General features: G+C 58.7%; 12 protein-coding genes and 3 rRNA genes. 10 read left to right on the plus strand and 5 right to left on the minus strand.

The genetic code is table 11. The features are described 5' to 3' along the window. Window positions 1-101 precede the first annotated feature (101 nt). The 4 genes from P2T68_RS01710 (at window position 102) to P2T68_RS01725 (ending at window position 5,736) form a co-directional block, all read left to right on the plus strand. A 23S ribosomal RNA gene (locus tag P2T68_RS01710) occupies window positions 102-2,993 on the plus strand. Window positions 2,994-3,150: 157 nt separating this feature from the next. After that, window positions 3,151-3,266: ribosomal RNA gene (rrf, locus tag P2T68_RS01715) — 5S ribosomal RNA — on the plus strand. 108 nt (window positions 3,267-3,374) lie between these two features. Continuing rightward, a 5S ribosomal RNA gene (rrf, locus tag P2T68_RS01720) occupies window positions 3,375-3,490 on the plus strand. A 365-nt stretch (window positions 3,491-3,855) separates the two neighbouring features. Then, on the plus strand, window positions 3,856-5,736 hold the full coding sequence (locus P2T68_RS01725; protein ID WP_024072661.1) for a methyl-accepting chemotaxis protein: 1,881 nt from the start codon (window positions 3,856-3,858) through the stop codon (window positions 5,734-5,736). A 39-nt stretch (window positions 5,737-5,775) separates the two neighbouring features. Here the strand turns inward: P2T68_RS01725 and P2T68_RS01730 are convergent, their stop codons facing one another. The 5 genes from P2T68_RS01730 to P2T68_RS01750 form a co-directional block, all read right to left on the minus strand. Beyond that, entirely contained in the window at window positions 5,776-6,234 is a 459-nt protein-coding gene (locus P2T68_RS01730; protein ID WP_277378938.1) for an SRPBCC family protein, read from the minus strand. A gap of 19 nt (window positions 6,235-6,253) precedes the next feature. Next, the gene (locus tag P2T68_RS01735) at window positions 6,254-9,625 is read right to left on the minus strand and encodes an amino acid adenylation domain-containing protein (protein WP_277378939.1); all 3,372 of its coding nucleotides are present in this window, start codon (window positions 9,623-9,625) and stop codon (window positions 6,254-6,256) included. Next, entirely contained in the window at window positions 9,622-10,569 is a 948-nt protein-coding gene (locus P2T68_RS01740; RefSeq protein ID WP_024072664.1) for a diiron oxygenase, read from the minus strand. The genes P2T68_RS01735 and P2T68_RS01740 overlap by 4 nt, the downstream gene beginning before the upstream one ends. After that, window positions 10,566-11,324, minus strand: coding sequence for a DUF3050 domain-containing protein (locus P2T68_RS01745; RefSeq protein WP_277378940.1), 759 nt, complete (start codon window positions 11,322-11,324; stop codon window positions 10,566-10,568). The genes P2T68_RS01740 and P2T68_RS01745 overlap by 4 nt, the downstream gene beginning before the upstream one ends. A gap of 365 nt (window positions 11,325-11,689) precedes the next feature. After that, window positions 11,690-12,388: a GntR family transcriptional regulator gene (locus P2T68_RS01750; protein WP_024072666.1), complete on the minus strand. Its 699-nt coding sequence runs from the start codon at window positions 12,386-12,388 to the stop codon at window positions 11,690-11,692. A gap of 321 nt (window positions 12,389-12,709) precedes the next feature. Here P2T68_RS01750 and P2T68_RS01755 point away from each other — a divergent pair, with 321 nt between their 5' ends. The 6 genes from P2T68_RS01755 (at window position 12,710) to P2T68_RS01780 (ending at window position 19,105) form a co-directional block, all read left to right on the plus strand. Continuing rightward, window positions 12,710-13,603: a TauD/TfdA family dioxygenase gene (locus P2T68_RS01755; protein WP_168233356.1), complete on the plus strand. Its 894-nt coding sequence runs from the start codon at window positions 12,710-12,712 to the stop codon at window positions 13,601-13,603. Between the two features lie 14 nt (window positions 13,604-13,617). Continuing rightward, window positions 13,618-14,643, plus strand: a complete 1,026-nt coding sequence (locus P2T68_RS01760; protein ID WP_041160807.1) for an ABC transporter substrate-binding protein — start codon at window positions 13,618-13,620, stop codon at window positions 14,641-14,643. A 1-nt stretch (window position 14,644) separates the two neighbouring features. Further along, window positions 14,645-15,496: an ABC transporter ATP-binding protein gene (locus tag P2T68_RS01765; RefSeq protein ID WP_024072669.1), complete on the plus strand. Its 852-nt coding sequence runs from the start codon at window positions 14,645-14,647 to the stop codon at window positions 15,494-15,496. 12 nt (window positions 15,497-15,508) lie between these two features. Beyond that, entirely contained in the window at window positions 15,509-16,357 is an 849-nt protein-coding gene (locus P2T68_RS01770) for an ABC transporter permease (protein WP_012721565.1), read from the plus strand. Window positions 16,358-16,416: 59 nt separating this feature from the next. Continuing rightward, window positions 16,417-17,337, plus strand: coding sequence for a LysR family transcriptional regulator (locus P2T68_RS01775; protein ID WP_069074975.1), 921 nt, complete (start codon window positions 16,417-16,419; stop codon window positions 17,335-17,337). 232 nt (window positions 17,338-17,569) lie between these two features. Further along, window positions 17,570-19,105: an MFS transporter gene (locus P2T68_RS01780; RefSeq protein ID WP_277378941.1), complete on the plus strand. Its 1,536-nt coding sequence runs from the start codon at window positions 17,570-17,572 to the stop codon at window positions 19,103-19,105. Window positions 19,106-19,120 lie beyond the last annotated feature (15 nt).

Raw genomic sequence — 19,120 nt, forward strand, 5'->3', positions numbered from 1 at the left:
GGATCAGGCTAAGGTAAAATTTGTGAGTTCTCTTAGTTGAGAAATTCGAATTTTCGGCGAATGTCGTCTTCACAGTATAACCAGATTGCTTGGGGTTATATGGTCAAGTGAAGAAGCGCATACGGTGGATGCCTTGGCAGTCAGAGGCGATGAAAGACGTGGTAGCCTGCGAAAAGCTTCGGGGAGTCGGCAAACAGACTTTGATCCGGAGATGTCTGAATGGGGGAACCCAGCCATCATAAGATGGTTACCTTACACTGAATACATAGGTGTAAGGGGCGAACCAGGGGAACTGAAACATCTAAGTACCCTGAGGAAAAGAAATCAACCGAGATTCCCTTAGTAGTGGCGAGCGAACGGGGACTAGCCCTTAAGTGGCTTTGAGATTAGCGGAACGCTCTGGAAAGTGCGGCCATAGTGGGTGATAGCCCTGTACGCGAAAATCTCTTAGTCATGAAATCGAGTAGGACGGAGCACGAGAAACTTTGTCTGAATATGGGGGGACCATCCTCCAAGGCTAAATACTACTGACTGACCGATAGTGAACTAGTACCGTGAGGGAAAGGCGAAAAGAACCCCGGAGAGGGGAGTGAAATAGATCCTGAAACCGTATGCGTACAAGCAGTGGGAGCCCACTTTGTTGGGTGACTGCGTACCTTTTGTATAATGGGTCAGCGACTTATTTTCAGTGGCGAGCTTAACCGAATAGGGGAGGCGTAGCGAAAGCGAGTCTTAATAGGGCGTCTAGTCGCTGGGAATAGACCCGAAACCGGGCGATCTATCCATGGGCAGGTTGAAGGTTGGGTAACACTAACTGGAGGACCGAACCGACTACCGTTGAAAAGTTAGCGGATGACCTGTGGATCGGAGTGAAAGGCTAATCAAGCTCGGAGATAGCTGGTTCTCCTCGAAAGCTATTTAGGTAGCGCCTCATGTATCACTGTAGGGGGTAGAGCACTGTTTCGGCTAGGGGGTCATCCCGACTTACCAAACCGATGCAAACTCCGAATACCTACAAGTGCCGAGCATGGGAGACACACGGCGGGTGCTAACGTCCGTCGTGAAAAGGGAAACAACCCAGACCGTCAGCTAAGGTCCCAAAGTTATGGTTAAGTGGGAAACGATGTGGGAAGGCTTAGACAGCTAGGAGGTTGGCTTAGAAGCAGCCACCCTTTAAAGAAAGCGTAATAGCTCACTAGTCGAGTCGGCCTGCGCGGAAGATGTAACGGGGCTCAAACCATACACCGAAGCTACGGGTATCACGTAAGTGATGCGGTAGAGGAGCGTTCTGTAAGCCTGTGAAGGTGAGTTGAGAAGCTTGCTGGAGGTATCAGAAGTGCGAATGCTGACATGAGTAACGACAATGGGTGTGAAAAACACCCACGCCGAAAGACCAAGGTTTCCTGCGCAACGTTAATCGACGCAGGGTTAGTCGGTCCCTAAGGCGAGGCTGAAAAGCGTAGTCGATGGAAAACAGGTTAATATTCCTGTACTTCTGGTTATTGCGATGGAGGGACGGAGAAGGCTAGGCCAGCTTGGCGTTGGTTGTCCAAGTTTAAGGTGGTAGGCTGAGATCTTAGGTAAATCCGGGATCTTAAGGCCGAGAGCTGATGACGAGTTATCTTTTAGATGACGAAGTGGTTGATGCCATGCTTCCAAGAAAAGCTTCTAAGCTTCAGGTAACCAGGAACCGTACCCCAAACCGACACAGGTGGTTGGGTAGAGAATACCAAGGCGCTTGAGAGAACTCGGGTGAAGGAACTAGGCAAAATGGCACCGTAACTTCGGGAGAAGGTGCGCCGGTGAGGGTGAAGGACTTGCTCCGTAAGCCCATGCCGGTCGAAGATACCAGGCCGCTGCGACTGTTTATTAAAAACACAGCACTCTGCAAACACGAAAGTGGACGTATAGGGTGTGACGCCTGCCCGGTGCCGGAAGGTTAATTGATGGGGTTAGCTAACGCGAAGCTCTTGATCGAAGCCCCGGTAAACGGCGGCCGTAACTATAACGGTCCTAAGGTAGCGAAATTCCTTGTCGGGTAAGTTCCGACCTGCACGAATGGCGTAACGATGGCGGCGCTGTCTCCACCCGAGACTCAGTGAAATTGAAATCGCTGTGAAGATGCAGTGTATCCGCGGCTAGACGGAAAGACCCCGTGAACCTTTACTATAGCTTTGCACTGGACTTTGAATTTGCTTGTGTAGGATAGGTGGGAGGCTTTGAAGCGTGGACGCCAGTTCGCGTGGAGCCAACCTTGAAATACCACCCTGGCAACTTTGAGGTTCTAACTCAGGTCCGTTATCCGGATCGAGGACAGTGTATGGTGGGTAGTTTGACTGGGGCGGTCTCCTCCTAAAGAGTAACGGAGGAGTACGAAGGTGCGCTCAGACCGGTCGGAAATCGGTCGTAGAGTATAAAGGCAAAAGCGCGCTTGACTGCGAGACAGACACGTCGAGCAGGTACGAAAGTAGGTCTTAGTGATCCGGTGGTTCTGTATGGAAGGGCCATCGCTCAACGGATAAAAGGTACTCCGGGGATAACAGGCTGATACCGCCCAAGAGTTCATATCGACGGCGGTGTTTGGCACCTCGATGTCGGCTCATCACATCCTGGGGCTGAAGCCGGTCCCAAGGGTATGGCTGTTCGCCATTTAAAGTGGTACGCGAGCTGGGTTTAGAACGTCGTGAGACAGTTCGGTCCCTATCTGCCGTGGACGTTTGAGATTTGAGAGGGGCTGCTCCTAGTACGAGAGGACCGGAGTGGACGAACCTCTGGTGTTCCGGTTGTCACGCCAGTGGCATTGCCGGGTAGCTATGTTCGGAATAGATAACCGCTGAAAGCATCTAAGCGGGAAACTAGCCTCAAGATGAGATCTCACTGGGACCTTGAGTCCCCTGAAGGGCCGTCGAAGACTACGACGTTGATAGGTTGGGTGTGTAAGCGCTGTGAGGCGTTGAGCTAACCAATACTAATTGCCCGTGAGGCTTGACCATATAACACCCAAGCAATTTGCTGACCTGAAAAGGCACCAGATTGCGGTGTGTGAAGACGAAACGAACCGAAAGTTCGAAGTTCACAAAACACCGAAAGCTATCACATACCCAATTTGCTGAAGCGAGGCCAACTGGCCACGACTCAGTACCCGAATTTCTTGACGACCATAGAGCATTGGAACCACCTGATCCCATCCCGAACTCAGTAGTGAAACGATGCATCGCCGATGGTAGTGTGGGGTTTCCCCATGTGAGAGTAGGTCATCGTCAAGATTAAATTCCAGAACCCCTGTTTGCTTACGCAAACAGGGGTTTTGTTTATGTAGAAGTCCACGAATTTCATCAGTACGTTGCTAAACGACGGACTGGTACACAGAATTTCTTGACGACCATAGAGCATTGGAACCACCTGATCCCATCCCGAACTCAGTAGTGAAACGATGCATCGCCGATGGTAGTGTGGGGTTTCCCCATGTGAGAGTAGGTCATCGTCAAGATTGAATTCCGAAACCCCTGTTTGCTTGCGCAGACAGGGGTTTTGTCGTTTATGGGGAAAATAATAGGCCCGTACCGAGAGCATCCCCTGCATCCGCGGCCAAGCTAATTCGTTGTAGTGGTGGGCTTCGCGCAAGCGTTCATATTGCGAATGGGGTTCGCAACAACGGGCTAGCTGGCTACCACTGGTCGGTTTCACACTCAAAAAGAGGAAGTTTCGCACAAAGGCTTAAGATTTCACTCCATTTGGCCGAAAGCCTGACGAGCCATGCGTGCACCGAAATAGAGCGAACCGAGAGTCCGCCTATACCGTACATGGAATGTTCCACTCGGCACGCCCACCCTTTTGGCAAAAGAAGTCGATGAAATGAATCTTAAGTTCAGTCATAAAATTCTGTTGGCCGCGTCAGGCGTCGTGGTTCTGGCCTTCGCGTTATTCACGCTCTACAACGACTACCTGCAGCGCAGCACCATCAAGCAAAACCTGGAATCGTCCATCCAGCAATCCGGTGAACTTACCGCCAGCAGTGTGCAGAACTGGCTGAGTGGGCGAATACTCGTACTCGAAAACCTGGCGCAAAACATTGCTCATCAAGGCAGTGGTGCGGACCTCCCGGGTTTGGTCGACCAACCTGCGCTCACTGCAAACTTCCAGTTCACTTATGTCGGTCAGACCAACGGCGTGTTCACACAGCGCCCGGACGCGAAAATGCCCGATGGTTACGACCCGCGCCAGCGGCCTTGGTACAAACAAGCCGTGGCTGCCGATAAGACTATGCTGACCCCTCCCTACATGGCGGCGGTGGGTGGGCAGATCGTGACCATCGCCATGCCGGTGAAAAAGAACGGTGAACTGCTGGGCGTGGTCGGCGGTGACTTGAGCCTGCAAACCCTGGTCAAGATTATCAACTCGGTGGACTTTGGCGGCATCGGCCATGCGTTCCTGGTCAGCGGCGACGGCCAGGTCATCGTCAGTCCCGACCAGGACCAAGTGATGAAGAACCTCAAGGACATCTACCCTGGCACCGGCGTACGTATCGAAAAGACCAGTCAGGACGTGGTACTCAATGGGCAGGATCGCATTTTGGCGTTCACCCCTATCGGCGGCTTGCCAGGCGCAGACTGGTACATTGGCCTGTCGATCGATAAGGACAAGGCCTACGCCCCGTTGGGTAAATTCCGTACATCAGCGTTGATTGCCATGCTGATTGCGGTGGTGGCGATCGCGGTGCTCTTGAGCCTGCTGATCCAAGTCTTGCTGCGGCCCCTGACTACCATGGGTGTTGCCATGCAGGATATCGCCCAGGGCGAAGGCGACCTGACCCGTCGGCTGGACGTCACCAGCAAGGACGAGTTTGGCGAGGTAGGCAGTGCATTCAACCAATTCGTCGAGCGTATCCATGCGTCCATCTCCGAAGTGTCTTCGGCGACGCGCCAGGTGCATGACCTGTCCCAGCGTGTGATGGCGTCCTCCAACGCCTCGATCATCGGCTCCGACGAGCAGAGTGCGCGGACCAACAGCGTCGCTGCCGCCATTAACGAGCTGGGGGCCGCCACCCAGGAAATCGCACGTAACGCCGCCGATGCTTCGCAGCACGCCAGCGGTGCCAGCGAGCAGGCTGACGATGGGCGCAAAGTAGTGGAGCAAACCATCCTGGCGATGTCGGAACTGTCGCAAAAAATTAGCCAGTCCTGCACCCAGATCGAAACCCTGAACGCGAGCACCGACAACATCGGCCACATTCTCGATGTGATCAAAGGCATCTCCCAACAGACCAATCTGCTCGCGCTCAACGCTGCGATCGAAGCGGCGCGTGCCGGGGAAGCCGGTCGTGGATTTGCCGTGGTTGCCGATGAAGTGCGCAACCTGGCCCACCGCACCCAGGAGTCCGCGGAGGAGATCCACAAAATGATCACTTCGTTGCAAGTGGGCTCGCGTGAGGCGGTGACCACCATGAACGCCAGCCAGACCTCCAGCGAAGAGAGTGTCGAAGTGGCTAACCAGGCGGGTGAGCGCCTGATCAGCGTGACGCAGCGCATCGTTGAAATCGACGGCATGAACCAATCGGTCGCCGCCGCCACCGAAGAGCAGACCGCTGTTGTGGAAACCCTCAACGTCGACATCAATCAGATCAATCTGCTGAACCAACAAGGCGTGGCCAATCTCAACGAAACGTTGAAGGATTGCGATGCACTGTCCCAGCAGGCCAGCCGCTTGAAGCAATTGGTCGACAGCTTCAAGATCTGACCTTGATGGCATCGGAGCGAGGCTTCTCGCTCCTATTGCTTAGCCGAGCATCCGGCGCACGTTCTCCAGTGCGCTGTCGGCGAACCCTTGGATAAACCCTTCAAACTCAGCCTGCGGCATCTCGATGGGTTCGCCAATCAGGGTCCAGGTCGCCCGTGCGCTTCCGGCGCCAAGGGCCTCCACGCTCATCGCTGCCCACAAATGGGCCACGCCGAGGGTGTTGTAGATCGTGGTCCAGGTCATGCACATGGCCTTATCGTCATGGCTATTGAGTTGCTCTACGACGCAGTGGCCATCGTGAAAATACTTCGTGCGCAAAGCACCCACGCCAACACCGGTCATCTCGATGTGCGACAGGGTAGGAATGAAGGCATCAAAGCCTGCAAAGTGACCCACCAGGTCCCACAGGCGAGCCGCCTCGCGGTTGACGATGACAGACGCCACCACCGGTGTGCCTTGGGGGTTGCGGATCAATGTATCGGGTTGCAGCGGTTTCATGAGGGGGTCCTGAAGCAGTTCAGAGAAAGCCGATGGCCTTGAGGTAGTCACAGCCCTTGCGCAGCAGCGCCGAGTTCTTGTCGGGATACTGCGTGCCCATTTTCTCTATGCCCGCACGGGCGTTGTCATGACGGATCATTGAGGTATCGCCGATGTCTTCATCCAGCCCCTCCAGGTAAAAGCCCAGCACGCCAAATAACGCGTTTTCAGGGCCCACCGTTCGCAGCGCACGCTGCCAGTGCGCAACGCTGACACGCTCAAACCGGTAGCCCACCTGGCTGAACGCATCGAGGTAATGATCCCAGCTCAATGGCTGTGGGTTGTGCAGGTTGAATACGTTAAGCCCGGCATCAAAACGGCCGCAGTGGAATGCGAGAAATTGGGCGAAAAAGTCCACGGGCATCAGGTCGAAGTTCACCTCCAGGCGTGGGACCAGCCCCAGTTGCAACGACCCCTTGAGCATCAGCATCAAGCGATTTTTCTGTGGCTGGCAAACACCGTTGCGGCTGTTGAAACTGATATTTCCCGGACGATGAATGTTGACCCAGGCACCTTGTGTCGTCGCGTGCGCCAATAGCCGCTCGGCGACCCATTTGGACAAGTTATAGCCATTCTTGAGGTAGATCGGCGGGGTCGCCGCGGCTGGCGTTTCGAGCACATGCCCACGGGCGTCGATACTGCTGCATGCCGACAGTGTCGAGATGAAATTGAGGACCTTCTTGCAGCGGGTCTCACACAGGCGCAGGCACTCCAGCACTGGCTCGACGTTGTGTTTTGCCAGCGAGGCATAATCCATCACGTGATTGACCTGCGCCGCGTTGTGCACCAGGGCGCCATAGTCCTGGGCCAGAGACTCATACACCTCACCCGTCAGGCCCAGGCGAGGCTGACTGATGTCTGCGGCGTACACCTGTACTCGGCTCAGGTCCAAATGTTCCAGGCGATACTCACTCAACGCCTGGGCGAACCGCGTCGCTGCCGGTTGACCTGGCAGTTCACGCACCAGGCAGGCGACCTCTGTTGCACCGCCAGCCAGCAGGGCCTCGACGATATGCACGCCGATAAAGCTGTTGGCGCCTGTAACGATCACTTTGCGCGGATCACCCATGCGTTCATCGGACAGCACCTCGATCATCGGGTCTCGCAACGCATCCCGGACCGCCTGGCCGCACGGGGCATCCGGTAACACAGCGTCTTCCATCAGCAGTGCGAGGGTGCGAATCGTCGGCATTTCAAAGAAGCGATTCAAGGGCAGGCTGCGGCCGAGTTGCTCACGCATCCGCAGCAGCAGCGTCGATAACAGGATGGAATGGCCACCCAGGTTGAAGAAGCTGTCATCCATCGAGAACGCCTCCACGGGTAACCGCAACAGTTCACTCCATAGTTCCGCCAGCTGCATTTGCAAGGGCGTCTGCGCTGCCTGGCCCTTGGTATTCGACGCAGGTTGAACGGGCAACGCCAGCAACGCCTGGCGATCGATTTTGCCGTTGCTGGAGTACGGCAGGTTGGGCAACTCGGTCCACACGTCGGGTTGCAGGTAATCCGGCAACCACTGTTGTGCATGCTGCTTCAGGTCGGCCATCGTGGCGCCCGGCTCCGGCTGAGCGACAATGCTGCGGATCCTGCGCTCACCATCAATCACCACCGCCACCTGGCGGAACAGTCGGCTGTTACGCAGGTACTCCTCGATTTCCTGGGGCTCGACCCGCACCCCGCGGATCTTCACCTGTGCATCTCGTCGCCCGCCCAGCTCGATACCGTCGGCGGTCCACTTCGCAAGATCGCCACTTCGGTAAGCCCGCAGGGTTTCCCCACTCGGCAACGCCAGCTCGACGAAAGGATCGTCATGCGTCTGCGTTGCGTCCAGGTACCCCAGGCCGACCCCGGGGCCGACGATGTACAGTTCGCCCATCACCTGCTCGTCCACGGGTTGCAGGTGCTCGTCGAGGATCAGCACTTGGCTGTTGGCGATCGGGCGGCCCAGGTTGCGGTTGCCATCGGCGGGTTGCAAAGTTCGATGGGTGACCAGCACAGTGGCTTCGGTCGGTCCGTAGAGGTTATGCAACTGGCACTGCCCGGCCAATCGTTCGATCACATACGGCTCGCAGGCATCACCGCCAGTGAGCAGGTGCGAAAGGCCCAACGGTCGCGCCAATGGCAGAATGCTGAGCAGTGCCGGCGGCAGGAACGCATGACTGATCCGCTCTTGGCGGATCAGCTCCACCAGTTGTTGTGGATCGCGCCGCTGTGCCTCGCTGGGGACGAACAACTGCGCGCCGGCGATCAGGCCGGGGAAGATATCCATCAGCGACGCATCGAAATTCAACGAGGCAAATTGCAGTACGCGACTTTGTTCGCTCAACTCCATGCAGCTGCCAAACCAGGCGGTGAAGTGGGCGAGGTTACCTTGGCTGAGCAGTACACCCTTGGGCCGGCCGGTGGTGCCCGAGGTGAAGAGCACCATGCACGGGGCATGGATGTCGGGATGCCGCACACCCAAGGGGTGGGAGGTATCTGGCTGGCTAACGGTGCTCACGTCCAGTGCCACGAAGCGCTCCCGCAGCGGATGCTGGCCGTCGTCCAGTAATACCTGGGCGCCAGCACTTTCCAGCATGGCTTGCTGGCGTTGCGGTGGATGGTCCGATGTGAGCGGCAGGTACACCGCGCCACAGCCCAGCACGGCAAGAATACTGGCATACAGCGCGGTGGATTTTTCCAGGCAAACGCCAACTACCGCTGGCGCCGCACGGCTCTCCAGCAGTGGGCCAAGCTGTTGCTGGATGGCTGACGCTCGAACCTGTAACTGCCGGTAAGTCACCACGTTGCCCGCAATGTTCAGGGCAGGCCGCTCGGCAAAGGCGAAAAGGCTGGCCTGCAACCGCTCGATCATCGGCACTTGGGCGGCCTGCAACAGGGCTGGCGCCGCTGTGCGATTAAACCGATGCAGGTACGCCAGCGTCTCCAGCGCTTGCAAGCCTTGCTCGGGCCACGTGTTGGCGCAGGCTTCGCTCGCAAGATGCCCAGGGTCGCGCGCGAGGCTGCTGACGTGCAAGGCCACCCATTCCAACAGCGCGTTCGTGGCCTGCCTGCGCAATCGTTGACCGTTTCCGCTGGGTTCTTCAGCGAGATCAATCGCAGCGATCAGGCGCCGGTTGTTCTCATAGCCGCGTAACTGCAGCGCGGGCAAACCGTTGTCGCCCACAGGGCCTATGCCCAGGCGCAAGCTGATGCGTGGGGTTTCGTGCAAATGGAGAGGCAAGGGCTGGCTGCCGTCTTCGATCACCAGGTCAGTCATTTCATCGCCAGACCGATGTCCGTATTGCTCCAGCACCTGCCTCACCGTACCCAATGCGGTACTGACACCGCCCCAGCCAATCGTCAGGCGCCTCATGCCGCTCTCCCGGCCAGTAACAGATAATCGTCCAGCGCCTGGGCGATGCTCGGTGTCTGCAGCAGCCCACTGTGGTGCAGGAACCCCATGATGTTGGCGATCAGCGGATGTTGGCGGGTGATGGGAAAGTCCAGTGCTTCTATCTCGGCCCTCAATGCACCGCGAGTACTGGCGCTGACGTCCAGATGGTCAATCAGTTGAAGGTCGAAGGCTTTCTGCAGGTCATGGGTCAGGTAGTGCGCCAGGAACGTTGGCAGGGCTCGGGCAATACCGTCGCGATCATCCACGCTGGCCGCCTCCCAATAGAGGCGCACCAAGCGTGTCCAGAACTGTGCATGGCGCCCTTCGTCAAACAGGTGGTCGGCCATCAGTCCGCGGACAGATGACTTGACGCTCTCGTCGTTGGAAAACGCGGCGACGTCCTGGGTGACGGTATTTTCGGCGATGGCCACGCCGATCAGTTCCACGGCGTCGTGCAGGTGCGCCGGGGCCTGTGCCAGCGCCGCTGGCAAGGCACGGCTCAGCTCGATTTCCCGTGGCAGATCGAGCGGTTGTATGCCGGTCATCGCCACGGTCTGTTGGAGGAAATCCAATGCCACCAGGGCGTGGTAATCCTCATCGACCACGACAGTCATCGCGTCGTAGCGGCACACGAGGGGGAAGGGCAGGGCGAAGCGGTTCTTGGCAATGCGGCGAGCGGTCTTGTCGACGATCTCGGTTTCGAAAATCACCACATCGTTGATGAATTTGTAGAAGCTTTGCACCAGCACAAAGTCGCGCCATTGCGGGCAATGTTCGAGAAAGGTCGCACAGAGCGCCAATGGCTGGCGGCACAGCGGATAGATCAGCTTGTCGTCGTTTTCCATTTGGCGGCGAGGGCGTGTGCGAATGGTTGCTCGACGCTCCCAGTCTTCGGCGATGGAGCGGTAGTTGGCGATGTTCATGGGCGCACCGTTTGCAACGAGGCCAGCACGTCGTCCCAGAGGATCATGCGGTTTTCCACGGCCCGGAGCGCGGTTTCAGCGGCCTGCGCCTGGCGGCGTGGGTCTGCGCCGACCAGGCGTTGAAGCAACTGTTGCGCCCCTGGCTCATGGCCTTGGGTATCCAGCTCAATGTGACGGTGGAGGTAATAGCCCAGGGTGGGCGCTCGGCGATGGATGACCTCGCTACCCCGCAGCAGGCGTTCGAACATGAACGGGATGACGCTTTCGCGGCCATGCAGGAAGGCGGCTGCCACACAATGGGTCGGTGCGTTCAAGGCAATGTGCAGCGTACTCTCGACGAAACGGGCTACGCCAGGTAGCACGTCGATGTGTTGCAACGCGGTATTGGCCTTCATGCCCTGGCGTTGCAGCGTAATGAAGGTGTCAATGGCGGCGGTGCTGGCGTCCACTTCGACCATGGCGTCGCGGTATAACTCGAAGTGGCTGCAATGACCTTGTCCCAGGCGCTCGTCCGATTCCTCGCCCAGCACAATCTCATTGATCAGGCGGGCGGCTTGCGGGTCGATGGGGGGAAGCCAGGGCAACTGCGTACAGGTCAAGTCTTGTTGAAGGCGTTTGGTGAGCGTCATGAAGTCCCATACCGCAAACACATGGCTTTTCATAAAAAGTTGTAACTTGTTGAGTGAAGTTATTTCTTCAAATAACGGATGGCTGCATAACTGCAGTTTTTTTTGCTCAAGTAACGTGTGATGCATGGTTGATGCCTATAAGTTGTTGCGACTGCTCTGAACACAGGGGGGCGTTTACGGCTTGGAAGTAGATAGGTAGCGTTTGGCCAAGCCCCGCCTGCAGGCGCGGAGTTACGTGGCCGGATGAAGTGGTTTTTTATTGGCGAAAGACAATAAGCCGATTGAGTGCCTGGATAAGCTTATAAGTGTATTAGTTGCTTATCTGGGGGCGGCATTTATTGTGGGTAAGTGGTTTTATCAAGGGTGGGAAGTTTCATATCCCAGCGTTAATAGGCGCGTGTTGTTCCGGCTAAGAAGTGCCGACGCGGGACGCTCCCCGATGGGAAGCAAGCCCCGCAGTGCATAGGGGGCAGGCGAGGTGCTGGAAAACCTTACGAATGGGGCGCTTCAAGGCCCTTGAGGTAGGTGGCGATTACCTCCATCCCGCGCATCAAGTGATTACGCAGTGTCAGGATGCTTTCGTCGATCTTCTTCTGTGCCACCAGCTTCAGCAGTTCGCGGTGATCTTCCTGGGAGGTCTCGCCCAGCCCCATCGCCTCGAGGTTGAAGCGCAGGAAGCGTTCCTCTTCATTCAAGCCATGCTCGACCAACTTGAGCAGCCGTTGATTCGGTGCCTTGCCGTACAGGGCCATGTGGAACAGGCGGTTGAGGCGCCCAATCTTGGTGTAGTCCTTCTCACGTTCCAAGGCATTGATGCAGGCCTCGGCCTCGGCAATGTCGGCGTCGGTGAGCAGGGGGATCGACAAGCGCAGCGCCTCGGATTCCAGCAGCATGCGCAGGGCGTAGGTTTCAGCTGAATTGTCTTCGATCAACGGCGCCACCACCGCGCCTTTGTGCGTCACCACATGCAACAGCGACTGTGCCTCCAACTGACGCAATGCCTCGCGCACGGGCATGCGGCTGACCCCGAACAGGCTGGCCAGCTCTTGCTGGCGCATGGCGGTACCGCATGGCAATCGACCATCAAGGATGGCATTGCGCAAGGTTTCTTCAATGACTGAACGAGCAAGATGAGCGGGAATAGGCCCGCTGACCTTAATGCTGCTCAAAGGGTTCGGCTTCTGCGTCACGGCTACGCTTTGCTCCTTCTTAGAAGAGGGATGGCTAATTGGATCCAATGCACACTAGAGCCTGCCTACAGGCTTGTCAAACGGGCAAGGTTTTCGGCTTGTAAGCGGCTAAACACGCTGATCACGGCACTCACAGTGTATTTTTGCGGCATCTTACAGAGGGCGCGGACGGGATGCTGCGTTGCTCTGGTCTATTCGTTGGCCTTCGCTGCCGGCGGGTTTTCGACGGTACATTCCTGTCTATCGATATTCACTAATGGTATTTAAAATGTCGTTCTTATATCTATAAAGTCACTCTCCTGTCCGACCGGGAGTGAACTCATGTCCGCCGCCTCTACTGTTCCAACAGTGACCCCTACTACCCAGCATTTCGAGGTCCGCCCATTACCCGGCAGCGTAGGTGCCGAGATCGTCGGCCTGGACCTGTCGCGCCCGATCAACGACCAGGACTTCGCCCGCATCCACCGCGCGCACCTGGACCACCATGTCGTCGTGTTCCGCGACCAACGTATCACCCCGCAACAGCAGATCGACTTCAGTCGCCGCTTCGGCGTGTTGCAGATTCACGTGCTCAAACAGTTCCTGCTGGCCAACCATCCGGAAATCCTGATCGTCTCCAACATCATCGAAAACGGCCAATCCATCGGCCTGGGCGACGCGGGTAAATTCTGGCATTCGGACCTGTCCTATAAGGAGCTGCCCAGCCTCGGCTCGATGCTGCACGCCCAGGAGCTGCCTGCCGAAGGCGGTGACACCCTGTTTGCCGACATGCACAAAGCCTGGGACCAACTGCCTGGGCACCTGCGTGCAGCTGTCGAAGGCCGCAGTGCTGCGCATTCCTACACCGCGCGCTACAGCGAGACCAAGTTCGAAGGTAACTGGCGGCCGACGCTGACACCTGAGCAGCTCGCCCAGGTCGCGCAAGTGGTGCACCCGATCGTACGCACCCACCCGGAAAACGGCCGCAAGGCCCTGTTCGTCAGTGAAGGCTTCACCACGCACATCGTCGGTTTGCCGGAGGACGAAAGCCGCGATTTGCTGGCCCAGCTCTACGCCCATAGCGTGCTGCCGGAAAATATCTACCGCCACCAATGGCAGCCCCACGACCTGGTGTTCTGGGACAACCGTTCGTTGATCCACCTGGCCGCCGGCTGCCCCAGCCATCTACGCCGCAAGCTGTACCGCACCACCATCCAGGGCGACGCGCCTTTCTGATTCGGAGCATGACCATGTCCAGGAACATTCCATTTGCACGGCTGGCGGCGACCGTCGGCCTTGGTGTCAGTCTGTTGGCGGGCAGCCTGGTTGCTCCGACGGCTGCCCAGGCCGAAGGCGAGATCCGCATTGCCGAACAGTTCGGTATCGTCTACCTGCTGCTTAACGTGGTGCGCGACCAGAACCTGATCGAAAAATACGGCAAGCAGGAAGGCCTCGACATCAAGGTCGATTGGACCCAGCTGTCCGGCGGCGCGGCGGTCAACGACGCGCTGCTCTCTGGCTCTATCGATATCGCCGGTGCTGGCGTTGGCCCACTGCTGACCATCTGGGACCGTACCCACGGCAAACAGAACGTCAAGGCCGTGGCGTCCCTGGGCAACTTCCCGTACTACCTGGTGAGCAACAACCCCAAGGTCAAGACTATCGCCGACTTCACCGACAAAGACCGCATCGCCGTGCCGGCCGTGGGTGTTTCGGTACAGTCGCGTTTCCTGCAATACGCCGCCGCCAAGCAGTGGGGCGACAAGGAATTCAATCGCCTCGACAAGTACACCGTTGCCGTCCCGCACCCTGACGCCACCGCTGCGTTGATTGCCGGCGGTACCGAGTTGACCGGGCACTTCTCTAACCCGCCGTTCCAGGACCAGGCGCTGGCCAACCCCAACGTGCATGTGGTGTTGAACACCTATGACCTGCTGGGGCCGAATTCGCCGACCGTGCTGTTCGCCACCGAAAAATTCCGCAACGACAACCCCAAGACCTACAAGGCGTTTGTCGAGGCGTTGACCGAAGCCGCGCAGTTTGCCCAGAACGACAAAGGTGCCGCTGCCGACACCTACATCCGCGTGACCAAGGCCAAGATCGACCGTACCGAACTGCTGAAAATCATCGACAACCCGCAGTTCGAGTTCAGCGTTACACCGAAAAATACCTACCCGCTGGCGGAATTCCTCTACCGCGTCGGCGCCATCAAGAACAAGCCGGAATCGTGGAAGGACTACTTCTTCCAGGACGCCAAGCCCCTGCAAGGAAGTTGAGATGAACGCGCTCTTGCAAGGCCACACGGCCAGCAACCTGCATACCACCGCTCCGTTGCTCGCGGTGGACAACGTCAGCCTGGAATACCGTACTCCCGAGCGCGTGGTGCGGGCCACGCACCAGGTCAGTTTCGAGATCGACCCGGCCGACCGCTACGTGTTGCTCGGCCCGTCGGGCTGCGGCAAATCCACCTTGCTCAAGTCCATCGCGGGGTTTATCAAACCCTGCGAAGGTGAAATTCGCCTGCTGGGGCAAAAGGTCGAACAGCCGGGCCCTGACCGCATCGTGGTGTTCCAGGAGTTCGACCAGTTGCCGCCGTGGAAAACCGTCAAGCAGAACGTGATGTTTCCGCTGCTGGCGTCGAAAACGCTACCGCGTCGCGAAGCCGAAGAGCGGGCGTTGCACTACCTCGACAAAGTCGGCCTCAGCGCCTTTGCCGACGCTTACCCGCACACGCTTTCCGGCGGTATGAAAGCCCGCGTGGCCATCGCTCGCGCCCTGGCCATGCAGCCGAAGATCCTGCTGATGGACGAACCCTTCGCCGCCCTCGACGCCCTGACCCGGCGCAAGATGCAGGAAGAATTGTTGCTGCTGTGGGAGGAGGTGCGTTTCACCCTGCTGTTCGTCACCCACTCCATCGAAGAAGCTCTGGTGGTGGGCAATCGCATCCTATTGCTGTCCCCCCATCCTGGGCGCGTGCGCGCGGAAATCCACAGCCATCAATACAACCTGCACAGCCTCGGCGGCGTGGAGTTCCAGGCGTCGGCGCGGCGCATTCATCGCCTGCTGTTCGATGAAGCGCCCGAGGCCGAACGTGAGTTGGGTTTCGCCGACATCCGCATCGCTTACTAAGAGGGCAGCCCAATGCGCCAGGAATACGAAATTACCCTTGAGCCGCTGCTCAGCGTCCCCGTGGAACGCGAACTGCCCCTGCGCCAACGCCTGTGGCAACAAGGCTGGCTGCGCAAGGGCCTGATCCTGATCGTGCTCGCGATCCTGTGGGAAGCCGTCGCGCGCTACCAGAACAACGACCTGCTGCTGCCGAGTTTCCTGCAGACCTTTCACGCGCTCTATGACGGCCTGCTCAGTGGCGAACTGCTGAGCAAGGTGAGCATCTCGCTGGTGGTACTGATCAAGGGCTACCTGATCGGCATCGTGCTGGCGTTTGCCCTGACCACCCTCGCGGTGTCGACGCAATTGGGGCGCGACCTGCTGAGCACCCTGACCTCAATGTTCAACCCCTTGCCGGCCATTGCCCTGTTGCCGCTGGCGCTGCTGTGGTTCGGCCTGGGCCAGAACAGCCTGATCTTCGTGCTGGTGCATTCGGTGTTGTGGGCTCTGGCGCTCAACACCTATTCGGGGTTCCTCGGCGTTTCCGAAACCCTGCGCATGGCCGGCCGCAACTATGGCCTCAAGGGCATGCGCTTTGTGCTGTTCATCCTGATCCCGGCAGCGCTGCCGTCGATTCTCGCCGGCCTCAAGATCGGCTGGGCATTCGCCTGGCGCACGCTGATCGCTGCCGAGTTGGTGTTTGGTGCAACAAGCGGCAAGGGGGGGCTGGGCTGGTACATCTTCCAGAACCGCAATGAGCTGTACACCGACAAGGTATTTGCCGGGTTGGCGGTGGTGATCCTGATCGGGTTGTTAGTGGAAAACCTGGTGTTCGACACCTTCGAGCGGCTCACCGTGAAACGCTGGGGCATGCAGCGCTGATACGCCCATGCTGCTACGATTGCGGCCAGTTCACTCCCGACTGATCACGAGTGCTTGGCATGCAACTACCAGACATGAACCTGCTGGTCGCCCTCGACGCTTTGCTCGACGAGGGCAGCGTGGTGGGCGCCGCTCGGCGGATGAACCTCAGCCCGGCGGCCATGAGTCGCACGCTCACGCGCATTCGCGAGGCAGTGGGTGATCCGATCCTGGTGCGTGCCGGGCGCGGCCTGGTGCCGACGCCCAAGGCGCTGGAACTGCAAGGCCAAGTGCGCAATGTGGTGGAGCAGGCGGCGCTGTTGTTTCGTTCGGCGGATCAAGTGGACTTGAGCACCCTGCGCCGCCGTTTCAGCGTGCGTGCCAATGACTTCTTCATCGGCGTATACGGCGGACGCCTGTTCGACACCATGGAGCGCATGGCCCCCCTGTGCGAGCTGTGCTTCGTGCCGGAAGGCGACACCGACGACGAAGCGCTGCGCGAAGGGCGCCTGGACCTGCGGGTGAGCAATACCATGCCCTCCAGCCCCGAGGTCAAGGTGCAGAACCTGTTCTCCACCACCTTCGTCGGCCTGGCGCGGGAAGACCACCCGTTGTTCGATGAAGACATCACCGCTGCGCGTTTCGCCAGTTATTCCCATATCAGCATTTCCCGGCGCGGCATCGCTCGCGGGCCGATCGACACCGCCCTGAATGCCCAGGGCCTGGAGCGCCGCGTGGCGATGATCGCCCCAGGCTTTCATGGTGCGATGTTCATGCTGCCCGACTCCGACCTGATCCTGCCGGTGCCCAAGGAAGCGCTCTACAGCGCCAATCGCTTGAAATTGCCGCTGCGTGCATTCGCCTTGCCGATTTCGTTGCCGACCCTGGTCCTGGCTCAATCCTGGCATCCGCGCTTCGACAAAGACCCGGCCCATAAATGGCTGCGCGAGACGATGCGCGAAAGTTGCCACGCCACCTGGCTGGAAGCGCAGCCGACCTGATTTGTACGTCATGCACAGTCAAATGTGGGAGGGGGCTTGCCCCCGATTGCGGTGGATCAGATAGAAAATCTGTATCTGGCACAGCAATCGGGGGCAAGCCCCCTCCCACAAGGGTTCTGTGGTGAATTCAGGATTGCGCCTGGTGCACTTATACCCTGCCAACATGTAACTTTTTGTCATGGATGTGCCTGATTAAACTGCTCGGGTATTTCTAATCCCGAGTTACCTGTACATGACTTCCCTCGCTGCCCCCTCCCTTGCGGCCGCAGCCAAACCCACGGCCATCACCCCGCCTGTATTTGGCCCGCGCATCATCATCGGCCTGGTCGGCGTGTTGCTGGCGGTGCTGGTGTCCGGTCTCAACGAGATGGTCACCAAGGTGGCCCTCGCGGATATTCGCGGTGCGCTGTACATCGGTTTTGATGAAGGCACCTGGCTGGTCGCCGCCTACACCGCCACTTCCGTGTCGGCCATGGCCTTCGCGCCTTGGTGTTCGGTGACGTTTTCCCTGCGCCGTTTCACCCTGTGCGCGATCGCTCTGTTCACTGTGCTGGGCATCCTGTGCCCCTTCGCGCCGAACTACGAAAGCCTGCTGCTGCTGCGCACCGTCCAGGGCCTGGCGGGGGGGGCGTTGCCGCCGATGCTGATGACCGTGGCGCTGCGCTTCCTGCCGGCCAACGTCAAGCTGTATGGCTTGGCCGGCTACGCGCTCACTGCCACGTTCGGCCCGAGCCTGGGCACGCCGTTGGCGGCGCTGTGGACCGAGTATGTCGGCTGGCAGTGGGCGTTCTGGCAGATCGTCGGGCCGTGCCTGCTGGCGATGGCCGCCGTGGCCTACGGCCTGCCACAAGACCCGCTGCGCCTGGAGCGCCTCAAGCAGTTCAACTGGCGCGGCCTGCTGTTGGGGTTCCCGGCGATCTGCATGCTGGTGATCGGCCTGTTGCAGGGCAATCGCCTGGACTGGTTCGAGTCGGGCCTGATCACCTTCCTGCTGTGTGGCGGCACGGTGTTGCTGGTGCTGTTCCTGCTCAATGAATGGTCGCAACCAATACCGTTCTTCAAATTGCAGATGCTTGGCCTGCGCAACCTGTCGTTTGCCCTGATCGTGCTGGCTGGGGTGTTGATGGTGCTGACCTCGGTGATCATCATCCCGTCGAGTTTCCTCGCCCAGGTCCAGGGTTATCGGCCCCTGCAAACCGCGCCGCTGATGCTGCTGATGGCGCTGCCGCAATTGATTGCGCTGCCGCTGGTGGCGGCGTTGTGCAACCTGCGTTGGGTCGATTGCCGCTGGGTGCTGGGCATCGGGCTGGGCATGTTGGTGCTGTCCTGCCTGGGCAGCACGCACTTGACCTCGGCGTGGATTCGCGACGACTTCTACGGCCTGTACCTGCTGCAAATCTTCGGGCAGCCCATGGCGGTGTTGCCGTTGCTGATGCTCTCCACCGGCAGCATCCAACCGGCGGATGGGCCGTTTGCCTCGGCCTGGTTCAACACCGTCAAAGGCCTGGCCGCCGTGATTGCCACCGGCGTGCTGGATGCACTGACCACCCAGCGCCTGCACTTTCACTCGACCATGCTGGTGGACCGCCTGGGCAACTCGCCCCTGGCCGATGGCGACGCGTCGGGGCTTGCCCACCGCCTGCACGAGCAGGCCGTAGTGCTCACGTCTTCGGATCTCTATTACGTCATGGCCGCTGTTGCGGCGGCGTTGATCCTGCTGATTTTCTGGATGCCCACGCGGATTTTTCCGCCTCGCGCACCGACCTAGCCACAAGGACTTCTC

It is taken from the genome of Pseudomonas sp. G11, assembly GCF_029457515.1.
Lineage (GTDB): Bacteria > Pseudomonadota > Gammaproteobacteria > Pseudomonadales > Pseudomonadaceae > Aquipseudomonas > Aquipseudomonas gorinensis.

What these genes read in the sequence shown, in the direction of transcription:
- P2T68_RS01725 (WP_024072661.1), top strand. Translation starts at nt 3,856, where the DNA reads ATGAATCTTAAGTTCAGTCATAAAATTCTGTTGGCCGCGTCAGGCGTC.
- P2T68_RS01730 (WP_277378938.1), bottom strand. Translation starts at nt 6,234, where the DNA reads ATGAAACCGCTGCAACCCGATACATTGATCCGCAACCCCCAAGGCACA.
- P2T68_RS01735 (WP_277378939.1), bottom strand. Translation starts at nt 9,625, where the DNA reads ATGAGGCGCCTGACGATTGGCTGGGGCGGTGTCAGTACCGCATTGGGT.
- P2T68_RS01740 (WP_024072664.1), bottom strand. Translation starts at nt 10,569, where the DNA reads ATGAACATCGCCAACTACCGCTCCATCGCCGAAGACTGGGAGCGTCGA.
- P2T68_RS01745 (WP_277378940.1), bottom strand. Translation starts at nt 11,324, where the DNA reads ATGCATCACACGTTACTTGAGCAAAAAAAACTGCAGTTATGCAGCCAT.
- P2T68_RS01755 (WP_168233356.1), top strand. Translation starts at nt 12,710, where the DNA reads ATGTCCGCCGCCTCTACTGTTCCAACAGTGACCCCTACTACCCAGCAT.
- P2T68_RS01760 (WP_041160807.1), top strand. Translation starts at nt 13,618, where the DNA reads ATGTCCAGGAACATTCCATTTGCACGGCTGGCGGCGACCGTCGGCCTT.
- P2T68_RS01765 (WP_024072669.1), top strand. Translation starts at nt 14,645, where the DNA reads ATGAACGCGCTCTTGCAAGGCCACACGGCCAGCAACCTGCATACCACC.
- P2T68_RS01770 (WP_012721565.1), top strand. Translation starts at nt 15,509, where the DNA reads ATGCGCCAGGAATACGAAATTACCCTTGAGCCGCTGCTCAGCGTCCCC.
- P2T68_RS01775 (WP_069074975.1), top strand. Translation starts at nt 16,417, where the DNA reads ATGCAACTACCAGACATGAACCTGCTGGTCGCCCTCGACGCTTTGCTC.
- P2T68_RS01780 (WP_277378941.1), top strand. Translation starts at nt 17,570, where the DNA reads ATGACTTCCCTCGCTGCCCCCTCCCTTGCGGCCGCAGCCAAACCCACG.